10 protein-coding genes are annotated in these 11,743 nt (G+C 63.9%); 4 read left to right on the top strand and 6 right to left on the bottom strand.

Annotated features, from left to right (window positions below; translation table 11 throughout):
- Positions 1–37: 37 nt before the first annotated feature.
- Positions 38–415 (bottom strand): hypothetical protein, encoded by a 378-nt coding sequence (locus WAW17_RS18380; protein WP_422334366.1) that lies wholly within the window; start codon positions 413–415, stop codon positions 38–40.
- A gap of 599 nt (positions 416–1,014) precedes the next feature.
- Between WAW17_RS18380 and WAW17_RS18375 the strand changes: the two genes are divergently transcribed.
- On the top strand, positions 1,015–1,413 hold the full coding sequence (locus WAW17_RS18375) for a plasmid mobilization protein (RefSeq protein ID WP_422334365.1): 399 nt from the start codon (positions 1,015–1,017) through the stop codon (positions 1,411–1,413).
- Positions 1,410–3,149 (top strand): relaxase/mobilization nuclease domain-containing protein, encoded by a 1,740-nt coding sequence (locus tag WAW17_RS18370; RefSeq protein ID WP_422334364.1) that lies wholly within the window; start codon positions 1,410–1,412, stop codon positions 3,147–3,149. The genes WAW17_RS18375 and WAW17_RS18370 overlap by 4 nt, the downstream gene beginning before the upstream one ends.
- Here the strand turns inward: WAW17_RS18370 and WAW17_RS18365 are convergent.
- Positions 3,146–4,279 (bottom strand): hypothetical protein, encoded by a 1,134-nt coding sequence (locus tag WAW17_RS18365; protein ID WP_422334363.1) that lies wholly within the window; start codon positions 4,277–4,279, stop codon positions 3,146–3,148. The two genes, WAW17_RS18370 and WAW17_RS18365, sit on opposite strands and share 4 nt — an antisense overlap.
- Here WAW17_RS18365 and WAW17_RS18360 point away from each other — a divergent pair.
- Both WAW17_RS18360 and WAW17_RS18355 read left to right on the top strand, forming a co-directional pair.
- Entirely contained in the window at positions 4,250–5,044 is a 795-nt protein-coding gene (locus WAW17_RS18360) for a hypothetical protein (RefSeq protein WP_422334362.1), read from the top strand. The genes WAW17_RS18365 and WAW17_RS18360 overlap by 30 nt on opposite strands.
- A gap of 123 nt (positions 5,045–5,167) precedes the next feature.
- Positions 5,168–6,868, top strand: a complete 1,701-nt coding sequence (locus tag WAW17_RS18355) for an AIPR family protein (RefSeq protein ID WP_422334361.1) — start codon at positions 5,168–5,170, stop codon at positions 6,866–6,868.
- A 108-nt stretch (positions 6,869–6,976) separates the two neighbouring features.
- Here the strand turns inward: WAW17_RS18355 and WAW17_RS18350 are convergent, their stop codons facing one another.
- Genes WAW17_RS18350 through WAW17_RS18335 form a run of 4 tightly spaced genes read right to left on the bottom strand, consistent with a single transcriptional unit; the run spans position 6,977 to position 11,523 of the window.
- Positions 6,977–7,912 carry a hypothetical protein gene (locus WAW17_RS18350; protein WP_422334360.1) on the bottom strand — a complete coding sequence of 312 codons (936 nt, stop codon included), beginning with the start codon at positions 7,910–7,912 and terminating at the stop codon, positions 6,977–6,979.
- Between the two features lie 6 nt (positions 7,913–7,918).
- A complete protein-coding gene (locus WAW17_RS18345; RefSeq protein ID WP_422334359.1) occupies positions 7,919–8,854 on the bottom strand; it encodes a hypothetical protein in 936 nt (311 codons plus the stop codon).
- Between the two features lie 24 nt (positions 8,855–8,878).
- On the bottom strand, positions 8,879–9,604 hold the full coding sequence (locus tag WAW17_RS18340; protein ID WP_422334358.1) for a DUF4913 domain-containing protein: 726 nt from the start codon (positions 9,602–9,604) through the stop codon (positions 8,879–8,881).
- Positions 9,601–11,523: a type IV secretory system conjugative DNA transfer family protein gene (locus WAW17_RS18335; protein WP_422334357.1), complete on the bottom strand. Its 1,923-nt coding sequence runs from the start codon at positions 11,521–11,523 to the stop codon at positions 9,601–9,603. Before WAW17_RS18335 ends, WAW17_RS18340 begins: the two co-directional genes overlap by 4 nt.
- Between the last annotated feature and the right edge of the window lie 220 nt (positions 11,524–11,743).

The following is an 11,743-nucleotide window of genomic DNA, read 5'->3' as shown; positions in this document are numbered from 1 at the left end:
CATCCAGTGTCGGTGGCACGCTGGCGTGAGAACTTGGTCAGGCCGAAGCGGCGAAGGATTCGTCCGCCGTTCGGGGTGAGACGTCGACCGCTCCGCTGGTGGTTGGATTCCCCGGCTGCCCCTTCTGCGCGGTCTTTCGGGGCCGGCGCTGCGGTCCGCGCCGGGTGGGCTTGCTGTCCTCGGCCCGCCATCGCTTCAGGTCGGCTTCGCTGAAGCCTGCGCTGTGCGCGGCGGTGAGTGCGTCGGTCAGAGCTTTCTTGTTCGCCGCATCGGCGCGAGCGAATTCTTCGCGAGTGTCGGTGAGGGACTTGTGTGCAGTGGCGACCACGCGGATCGCCTGCATCTTCTTCTCGGCTTCTTTTCGGATCTGCTCGTCGAGAGCGGCGAACTCGGCATCCAATGGCTGCGTTTCCATGTCTCGAGCGTATCGATGTTGGCCGCGAATCTCGAGCCGTACACGCGGGGTGTGCGCGAGTCGAGTCGCGCTCGGAATCCGTTGTCCCCGGGTGGGTGTCCGGGTAGGCGTTGTGTGCACACGACACAGCGGAGCGGAGAGATGTCGTGTGTGCCCAATGCCGTTAAGCCCGGTGCCTACCTGGGGGCAACTCCCCTGCTGTGAATTCGCGATGGACGCGCGCAGCGCGGCCCCCTCTGTTGACCCTGGCGGGCGCCGGCCGACCACAAGTGTGGAGCGCCCTGGTCCTCGTGTGGATGCCCGAGATTCCCTGTGCCGCTTCGCTCGATCTCAGGCACCCACAATCGGGTCCGCACCACAGGTGGGGACGGCCCGGAAATCGCGCATCGGAACTCGCTGCGCTCGTCCTGAGCTCTTTCAAAAGCGGGCACACGACGCAGGCGCTGCGTGCCAACTGATCGAGCCCCGGCAGAGCAAGATAGTGGATTAGGTGACCTAATCCGGCGTGTCAGATTCGGCGGTTCCCGCCTCACCTGAGACACTGTCGTGTAGCCCCACATTGGTGGGGGTGCTGCGCTGGGCCGGATGAGAGGTGGGACGTGAGCGAGGAGGCGAGCGACCGACCCCGCCGGTTCCGGCGTGAAAGGCGCGCCAATGTCCTTGGTGGCCGACAGCATCGGCACATCGTGAAGGTCACTCCGGAGGAAGAGTCGGAGTTGTTGGCGCGGGCACAGAAGGCGAAGGTCAGTGTTCCGCGGCTGCTGGTCGAGTCTGCTATGGCGGACGGCCGTGAGACCGCCACCGACCGGCAGGAATTGGCGATCCAGCTGTTCGGGGCATTCCGCCTTCTGTCTGCACTGTCGAACAACATCAACCAAATGGCGAAGGCCACCAACGCGACCGGTGAGTTGCCGGACGAGCTGGGTGTGACAATTGGTGAGGTGCGTCGGCTCGCTATGCGGATCGACGGCATTCTCGATGGGTTCGATGCGCGATGATCGCGAAGATCGTGCGCGGCGAGAAGATGACTGGCCTGTTGTCCTACCTTCAGGGTCCGGGCCGGGCGAACGAGCACACTGACCCGCATCTGGTTGCCGGAGACTCAGCGATCATGACGTGGCACGACGACAACGAATTGTCGCACGAAGACGCGATCGAGATCGCCCGTCAGCTCGATCAACCCCGCCGCGTGTTCGGTACTGAGGTGAAGGTTCCGAACTACATGCGCGATGCAAATGGTGTCGATGTGCGGGACTCGCACGGTAAGAAGCTGCGCGACCCGATCGACCCGTTCCGGGACGCCAACGTTTGGCACTGCTCGCTGTCGCTGCACGCTGACGAGGGGCAACTCGCAGACGACGAGTGGGGCGAGATCGCGCGGGAGTTCATGGACGAGATGGGCTTTACCGAGTCCTCCGGTCGCTCCCCCGCCCGCTGGGTCGCGGTGCGCCACGGCCTGTCGAGCAACGGCAACGACCACATCCACATCGCCGCGTCAGCAGTGCGTGAGGACGGGACCAAGGTCGACCTGTACCGCGACTGGAAGCGAGCCAGCGAAGCGGTCAACACGCTCGAACGCAAGCACGGACTGGCGGTCGTCGAGTCCCGCAACGCCAACACCGGCGAGCGCGGCTACCACCGCGCCGAGAAGCACCGCGCCGCCCGTGAGGGTTCCAGCGAACTCGATCGGGAGCTGCTCGCACGGCGGGTCCGCGCGTGTGCGACTGCGTCGAAGACGGAGGCCGAATTCGTGCGCCGGCTGCGCGGTCAGGGATTGATCGTGCGGCCTCGTATGGCGTCCGGCAGAACCGATGTTGTCGTCGGCTACAAGGTGGCGGTGCGACCGTCGAAGGATGGCGGGGCGACGCCCGTCTTCTACGGTGGTGGGCATCTCGCGAAGGATCTCTCGCTGCCGCGGCTGCGGAAGGAGTGGGAGGACTCCCCCACCACGTCGACCGAGGCCGTCGCCGAGTGGAATATTGCGCGCCGGGACATGCCGTTCACCAAGAAGGGTCGCGAGGCCGCGCCAATCAATCCCGCGCTCGTCGCCCGCGCGGCACGCGATATCGAGTCCTGGAACAAGTACTTGACATCGATTCCGGTCACCGATCGGGCGCAGTGGGCCCGCGCGGCGGGACGGACGGCCGGAGTGTTTGCGGCCTGGTCGACGCAGTTGGAGACGAAGCCGGGCCCGCTCGCGAAAGCCTCCGTTCAGTTGGCTCGGTCCGCGCAGATTCCCGCGCACCAGCATTGGTCGAAGAAGGCCGGCGCCCTGTCCGCTGGCGGTGCCGCGCTCATCATGTTGCAGATGAAGCCAGGCATCGACACCAGTGCGGCGTACGCGCTGCTACTCCGACAGTTGATGAAGACCACTGAGGCAATCGCCGCCGCGCATCGGGCCTCAGGGGAGGCCGCCCGCGCAGCTGAGCTGGAACTGCTCAGTCGCACACAGTTGGAGTCCGTGCACCGTCAGCTTGCGACTTCCAAACCCACTGCGCCAGCTCATGGCAGTGTCACACTCGCCGAACACACTCAACAGTCGGTCGCGACCGAATCCGCCGACGTGGATCCGTCCCTTGAGACCGCGTATGAAGCAAGACGGTTGGCTGAACTCGACGCACCCCGCGACACGCGGGATGCGGTTCGACGACCGCCGTTGCCGCCGAAGCTAGAGCCTCGCCAGCGGACCTCGGCGAGAGACGGACTCGATCGGAACAGTGGGAACGAACGCTAGAGACGAGAGTTCGCTGCCCCCGCTTGTTCGGTGAGCCTTACGATGAGTGCTCCCACGACGTGTACGAGCATCCAAGCGTCGCTGAGGTCCGAGTCGGGATTGGCATGGTGCGCTTCGCCGTCATTCCGTTTGGTGGCCACCCAGTTGATAGTTTTCTCGATGCTGTCAATGAGTGGGGTGTCGTTGCTGCGCAGTATGCCCTGGTTCTTTGCTGACTTGCACTGTGCACCGAGTGTCGATCCAGTGCAGCCGAGGGCGGCCAGGGCTTCCTGCAACGCTGTGCCTGCATCAGTGATCGCGTCGCCTGCGTCTTGAGCTCGGATCTCTATCAAGGCCTTCATGTAGGCCGTCTCGGTTGCGGCGAATCTGGGATCGCGATGCAAGAGATGGAGAGTTGGTTCCACGACGGCGACATGTAGCTCATGGGACTCGACCGGGATTGCCTCACCATCATGTGCCAGCCGGAAGGCAACGCGATGACTCTCAAGAATTCGGTTGACCGCGGCGCGGAATTGCGAGGGTAGTTCAGTGGTTCTGGTCAGACTCTCGATCTCATCTAGCTCGGCGAGGGTCCGTTTGCCCGGCGCCCACTCCAGCTCTATGCGGCGGCTGTACCTATCGGCGCACACAAGCGACAATGCCTCGTGTTCCGCTTCAAGAATCGACAGGATCTGATCGGTCGGCGTCCCTTGGCCGGGCATACTCACGTGCCAGGGTTGCAGTGCTTTGCCCAATGAGCGCACTACACGCCTCTTCACATGTCTTAAAGCCGAATCGGCATCAGTCCGGGCCGTGAAGAAAGTGCCGACGTCGGGGTCTTCGAGCGTGGCGATTGCGTCGTCCCATGCCGCTTCCAGCTTCACGCGTGCAGGGAGAGGGATGTCTTTGAGCCACGTTTCTTCGCCACCTGCGTCGCGTGCCGCCTGTGCCTCCCGCCGCAATCGCTCCGCGTAAAGCTCACGTTCTTCCGTTGCCACGAGGTCGATGGTATGGGTGCTCGCGATCAAACGACGAGCAGTGAGGGTTTGGTGGGGCACAGTCCAATCGTCCAGTTGGGTACCGCGTGCCGTGGCGAACGGCGCGTTGAGCAGAATGTCGACATGGAAAGGTTCAGCACCAGGAACGGACATCGGCGGCCGCCCCCTGCCCGTGTCCTTCTTGAGCAGGCTTCTGAGGATGTACGCCTAACGCTTGAGGAGGTCCTGGTCGCCGAGGTGGGCTGGCTCGGTGCGTACCGCAAAGTATGCCGCTATCTGCGGGAGCGGCCAGACGAGGGAATCTGGTCCAACGACTTCGCAACGGAGCCTGCGCAGCAGTTGCTGGGCCATCTTGAGTGGTACGAGGTATTCGACCTTCTCGAAGAGAACGGTGCCAACCACGTCAAGGAGATCAATGCTGCCTTCGAACGCAGCGGGTTGGCATACATAGCCGCCCGGCACAAGAAGGAAGTTCGGATCCAAGTTTTCGATCCGGAGGGCTTGGACCTTGAGATTGCCGGGGACGAGGACCACGGCGCGGAGGGTCTTGTCGGAAAGTTCGAAGCTGCGGGCACGCAGTACAAGAAGGCCCTCCAGATGCTTCGCGGCCGACCCGCCGACTATGAGAAGGCAGTTAGCGAAGCAGTTGGTGCGCTTGAAGCAGTAGCTCGGGTGCTGGCCGGCGAGAAGGAGCTCGGCCGCAACATCGACAAGCTGTTCGACGGCGCACTGCCCTGGGAGAAAAGCCTGTCAGCGTCGATCAAGGCGTTGTACGGATACGCGAGCAACACACCTGGGGCCCGGCACGGCCGTTACAGGGACCCGATGCTGAAACATGAGGACGCGCTATTGACGGTTCGGATGGCGGGCGCACTCATCGCGTATCTCACAAGTCGCGATCGAATCGGCAGTTGGTGAGTTCCGAAGTGTCGGTTGCGTGAATGACAATGTCAGGGATTGCATTCCGGGAAAGGCGTGCTCACCCACTCCGGCTATCTTCGTCACGACGATTTCGCGATCGGTGACGGCTATTGTCGGCACGTGAGCATCGTCCATCTGAATCACATCCGCAAGAAGCTTGAGCAGGAGTTCTGCCCACACATTGACATGAGCGACTACGCGGGGAGGCCCGAGGCGGCAATCAATGCCGCCCGTCTCAGTCGCGCTCTCGCGGCTTTTGCCCTGACCGAGTTTGCACAGGTCACCCCGGCCGAGGCCGCAGCGGATGTTGTGGATGGCTATGGTGACCACGGTATCGATGCCATTGGTGTGGCCCGTCAAAACGGTGTAGTCGTAGTAGTCCAGTCGAAGTGGGACGACGACGGCAAAGGCTCTCCGGCTCTGGGAGACGTGGAGAAGTTCATACGTGGCTTCAACGACCTGCTGGTGCCGCGGTTCGATCGCTTCAACGAAAAGATCCAGGCGAAGCGTGAGGAGCTAACCGAGGCCCTCGACAACACGTCTGTTCGATTCGAACTGGTGCTGGTCCACACCGGACAGCAGCCGCTGTCTAACGATGCCCAGGATGTCGTTGACGACCTCTTGCGAGACATCAACGATGTCTCCGAGATAGTTACGTTCCACTATCTCGCACAGTCAGGGCTGCACTCGATGGTGAAGCAGGGCGTTGCTGGTACGTCTCCCGATTTGTCGGTCACACTGCATGATTGGGGATCAACGGAGGAGCCCTACCTCGCGTTCTATGGCCAGGTCGATGCAACTGATGTTGCTGAGTGGTGGGAGGAGCACCAAGCAACGCTCTTCGACCGCAATTTGCGGAAGTTCATTCACGATTCAAGCGTCAACGCGGCAATCGCCACCACGCTCTTGAACGAGCCCTCAAACTTCTGGTACTTCAACAATGGCCTCACCGTGCTCTGTAATCGAATACAGAAGGCCCCCGTCGGGGGCGCAAGCAGGCGCTCGGGCAAGTTCGCCTTTCAGGGTGCAACCGTTGTCAACGGCGCGCAGACAGTGGGCAGCATTGGCCTTGCGGCGGAAACCGACCCATCGAAGGTGTCGGACGCCAGGGTCCATGTCCGGTTCATCTCACTGGAGAACTGTCCTGCCGACTTCGCTACCGATGTGACGCGTGCCACCAATACGCAGAACCGTGTAGAGCGGCGCGACTTCGTGGCGCTCGATCCAGAGCAGGAGCGCTTGCGCACCGACTTGCTGCTCGAACAAGGAAAGACCTACGCAATCAAGACTGGTGAACCCGACCCGGTTCGGGGCCAGGGATGCACTGTCGTCGATGCGACCATCGCGTTGGCGTGTGCCCACTCGCCGGAGCTGGCCGTACAAGCTAAGCGTGAAATCGGGCGCTTGTGGGAGGACGTCGGAAAGATTCCATACAAGCACCTTTTCAACGGTGCTCTTACCGCTACGCGACTCTGGCGGGCCGTCCAGATTCTCCGTGAGGTGGACGACACGCTTCGCGACGAGCAGAAGAAGTTGGAGGGTCGGGATCGGTCGATTGCCGTGCATGGGAACCGGCTTATCGCCCACGCTGTCTTTGCCGCATTGCTGCCGCCCGAGCCGCCGAAGGATGCTGAAGAAGATATAGATATAGATATAGCGGATTTGACCAGGCGCGCGGTGACGGCCATGCAGCAGATCATCGAGCGGGACTTTCCGGGAAACTACCTGGCGTCCCTCTTCAAGAACGCGTCCCGATGCCGCGAGGTCATCGAGAGTCTTCCGGATCTATCGGGTGCGGCCGAGAGCGTAGCCCCCGCCTGACGCCGGTTCCTCGGTTGAGATCGAGGGGGCGTCGGCGGCGGTGACCACGACTTGCATTGCGCGGATGAGGGGTTGGTGTCAACAGATACCAGCCCCTCATCCGCCAGTTCAGCGGCCGGAGTGTTCGCGTTCGCGGCTTTGTGACTGGCCCGGCTTGCCCTTACGGGCGATCGGTGCCTTCTTCGGTGCTCGGACGGCTTCGCGGGGGTGGACGCCCTGGTCGAGGTCGGCGGATATGCGTGCCGCAACGGTTTCACTGTCCACGCCGGCGGCGGTCATGTCTTGGGCGAGGGCTTCGCGGCGTTCGGCCGAGTCGTAGCGCTGTGCCGCGGTGTCGCGGAGTTCGGTGCTCTCCTGCTCGGTCGGGGGTGTGCGGGTGGCTTGCTGCAACCTGCTGATCAGGTCGCGCTCATCCCTTCGTTTCGCGTCTTGGGTGTCGGCGTTGGAGTACATGAGTGACCAGTCGTCGAACCACTGCGGCTCATGCTCTTTTGCCCAGGCTGTTGCCTGTTGGAGGTCGTTCTGCGGTTGCTCACGGGCACGGTCGATGCGGTCGGCTTCATTCATCATGGTGGCCGCTGTGACGCGGTCCTCGCCAGCGCTGCGTGCTTCGTCCTCTCCGATGCCCTTCTTGTTCTCGGCTTGCGCGCGGAGCTGGGCGACGGCCTTGGGGTCGTTCGTGACGTCGATGCCGTACCGGGTGTGGACCTCGTAGCGGATCCGGTCGGCGACCTGGGTTGCGATCGGTGAGTGGTCTTTCCACGCTTCGGCGTGTTCGTAGGTCGCGGCAATGTGGTCGGGGGTGGCCTGTTGCCACCACGACTCCGTGAATGCAGGCTGGAGCTGGGCTTCAGCGGCGCGTTGTTCGGCACCGAGCCGCTCCCGGAATTCACGCGCGGCCTGTTCACTGTGGGCCTGAGCTTCGCGCATGCGTTGCTCGCGGTTGCGGGCGTTCTTCTCGGCGATTCGCGAGGCGGCCTGCATACCGACCCGGAACAGCATCCCGAATCCCTGGGTGGCCTCGTTGACTTCGCTGTCGGACATTTGGTGTCACCTTTCCTGGTCGACGGAACCGAGGGCGTTAGTGGTTGTCACCCTGCGGGCCGGTGGGTGGGCCGAGGGCGCGGTGACCGCGGAGGTGGCGGCGATCGGGTAGTCGGTGGCGGCGAGCTGTGCCGCGGTTGTCACCGCGTTCGTACGGCCACCCATTGCTGTGCCGACCACGTTGCCGACAGGGGGAATACCGTTGTGGGCAGCGAGTTCGGCGACGGTATCCTCGGCCCGGTCCGCGGCGGCGAGCAGGGTATGCGCTTGCGATGGTGTGAGGGACGGATCGGCGGCGAGATCGCGGACAGTGCGGATCAGGCCGGCTGATTGTTGACGGAGCGATCGCATGTCCAGGTCCGGATCGGTGCCGACGGCCGCCTCGATCTGTGCCTCGGTGTGGCCGGCGTCGCGGGCACGGTCCTTCGCCCGGTCGACCTCGCGGGCGAGATGGTCCTCGAGGGCCTCGTGTTGTGTGATCACGCGCTCGCCCAGGTCGCTGCTGGGTGCCGAGAGACCCGCGTCGTAGATGTTCTGCGCGGACCAGGCGACGTCTCGAAGTTCCGGGGACAGTGGGCGATGCACCACGGATTCGGGGTTGCGCAGCTCGGCGACGACGTCGTGGGCGTGGTCCTTCAGTGCGTCCCACGCGCGTGAATAGGCCGACCGGGACTGGCTGAGTTGTTCGAGCACTTGGCTGATCTGAGACTTCCTTGCGGCGAACACCTGTTGGCGTTGGGGGGTGTCCTCGCGCATCACATTGACGGCGACATAGCGTGTCCCGCGGTCCTGTGCCGTCTGCAGGGTGTGGTGGAGGGCGTCGAGAGCGGCGGCCTGAGATGTGTGGTGGCTGGTCGACTCGCCGCGGGGTGCGTCGGGGGTGCCGTTGTCGCCGGAGAAGTGGCTGGTGGCGGTGTAGATGCCGTCGTCGTGCATTCCCATCGTGGGTTTCCTTCCTTGCTGGGTCTAGTGGGTGCGAGTGTCGGGGAACATCGCCGGCGGGGCCGGTGTGCTGGGAAGGGGTTTGAGCATGTCCTTGTGGCCCTGGCGAACGTCGCAGTGCTTGAACGGGCCGTCGGAGGAGAACAGCTTTTCCATGTGGTGGTCGGCGTGATCGCGCCACCACACCGACATTCCAGTGCGCGGGTCCAGGCGCAGGTGCTCCCAGGACCGCCACAATGCTTCGAGGCGGGAGATGGCTTCGGTGTGCCGCCACCATTCGGGGCACCAATTCCGGTGGGGGACGTCGGCGACCTCTCGCATGTAGGTGGCGGTGAGCTTCTCTCGCACGAACTCTTCGACCGATCCGAAGACCAGTTGAGGCTCGTCAGGCTCTGTCACCTGCTCGGGTTCGGCGAGCGCGGTGGCCGTCTGGGCTTCGAGCTGCCGGGTCGCGGCGGCTTGTAGTTGTTGGTGCAGATCGGGAGTGAGCATCTCCTCGAACTTGGCCGCGGCGATCGCGTCGGCTTCCTTCCGGATGCGTTTGGTCACCGCGGCCTGCACGAACTCGGCCAGCTGCGGGCTCAGTTCGTCGGCGCCGGCAAGGTCGGGGTCGAACTCGTCGGCCGGGGTGTAGTCGCCGGGTTCAGGAGCAGGGTCGTATTCCGAAGGCTCCGGAGGTTCGTCGGGGGCGGAGGCCGGCGGTGGCCGGAAGGGGTCGTACTCGGTCATCGGGTCGTAGTCGGTGCTCATGCTGCGGCCTCCTCGATGAGGTTCTTGTCCCACTGGTCTGCTTCGTCCAAGGTCTGTTCGGCCTCGGGGTCGTGCGCACGGATCGAGGCTCGGACCAGGTCGGCGTGCGGACCGACCATCCACGGCACGGTCCGCACCAGAACCGGCCTGTTGCCGGAGGACCGGACGACAGCCCTGCCTCGTGGGAGGGCTTCGAGGTCGTCCTCGGTGAAGGTGCGGACTTTGGTGCGCTGGCGGGAAGTGCTGCGGCCGTGTCCGCTCTGGGTGACGGATCCGGTGATCTCGTAGTGGTCGCCAATGGCGGTGGACATGTCTTTGAGGAAGTTGCCGTCGTCTACAGCAACGCCGCCTCCGTAGACGCGGACATTCGAGGCCGACCAGAGCTTCTTCATTCCGCTCTCGCCCCATACCTCCACTCCTTGTGACCAGGACTGCAGGATCGCCATGATGAGGATTCCGCGGGATCCGTAGTGGCTGTACAGGCTCGGAAGCTGGGACCATCGGACGACGTTGGCGACCTCGTCGAGGGCGGCGACCATCGGGGTCGGTAGCCGCCCCATGGGGGATCGGGTGGCGAGCTCTTCGGCGGCATCGATGACCGCCACGGTCAGTGCGGTGACGATCGGGCCGGCGGAACCGTTGCCTTCGCGGGAGAGGCTGTACATGGTGCCGCCCTGGGCGACGAACTCGCGCGGGTCGAAATGCGGTCGACGATCCGCGGGACTCGTGCGGCGAACCCATGGATGGAGCGCGGACAGCTTCAGGCTGCGGATCATCTTCTTGGCGGTGGTGAACACACCGGAACGCTGCTTATCGGTCTGGTTGTACTGGGCGGCCAGACCGTCAGCCTGTAGTTCGTATCGGCCATTCCCCGCGGCGCGCAAGATGGTGACCGGCTCGATGTTCTTCTCCTGGGTCGCCCAGGTGTAGACGTCGGTGATCGGGCGGTCGTCGACGGCCGCGGCAAGGAACAATCCGGCGAGCAGGTCCTGGCCTTCGGGGTCGAAGAACGGGTCCTTTTTCGCAGCTATCCCGTCGTCTCCGGCGGCGAAGTGTTCGGCGAGATCGGCGGCCTTGACCTCGTCAGTCACCCAGGACAGCGGGTTCCACCACCAGGTCGGTTCCTCATTGGCGACCTTCTGCGGGTCGAATACCCACAGTGGCCGGTCTTCGAGAGTATCGACGTGCCGCAGACCCTCGGCGGCCTTCCTTTCGGGGCCGGGGGCTCCGTATGTGGTCCAGTCCACGGTTTTCGGATCGACGCGTTCCCCGGTCTTGCGATCGACGAGTCGCTTCGAGCGATACAGGCGGGTGGCGTCGACGACGTCGCGCTTGTTCGAGGTGGTGAGCACGGCACCGGGGGCGTCGAGTACCGCAGGGATGACACGGGAGGTGGACTTCCCGGTACGCGGTCCCCAGATGTCGCAGTGCAGGTCCTGAATCGTCCCGCGCAGCATTCGATTCGAGTTCAGGTCCTCCCCGATCTGGATGCCGGGGGGCGAGTTTTCGGGCAGCACGGCTTTGAGGTCGGCGATCTTGTTCCGGCACTCCTTCTCGGTGAGCGATCCGATGTCGCGGCCGCGGCCCATGTGGCGGGCCTTGTAGTCGACACGGGTGCGCTTGCTGCGTCGCCGGTGCGCCCACACCGCTCCGGCCAGCACGACAGCCAGAACGACCAGGCCGCAGAACACGGCCACAACCGTCGCGCCCGTCGACCACACCAAGCGGCCCTTGGCCAAGCCGATGATGACCTCGACCGGATTGACCGGAACGTTCTGCTGCACACCGGAGATCGAGCCGCCGACATGCATGGCCGCCTCCACCCCTCCGGCGACCAGCAATGCCACGCTCGAGGCACCGATTATCAGGGCCGTGGTCGGATCGCTCTGCGCGGGGTCCTTCACGTTGGCCTGGTTCATCACTGCACCGCCTGACCAAGGACATAGGATGAGAACAGCTCTGTCGCTGGGAAACTCGGTTTCATCGTTACTCCTGAAGGTTGTTGCTGTAGGCGGTCCGGTCCGGTTCAGCGGACGGTCAGAGCGCTCACCCGCCACACTCCGAGACGGGTTGCGCTCATGTAGACCGCCAACGTGGACTCGTCGAGCACTGCACCGTTGGGTGTGGTCGCTGTCTGGG

This window comes from Rhodococcus sp. (in: high G+C Gram-positive bacteria) (assembly GCF_049286785.1).
Taxonomy (GTDB): Bacteria; Actinomycetota; Actinomycetes; order Mycobacteriales; family Mycobacteriaceae; genus Rhodococcus_F.
This window is presented reverse-complemented; position numbering and strand designations above follow the sequence as displayed.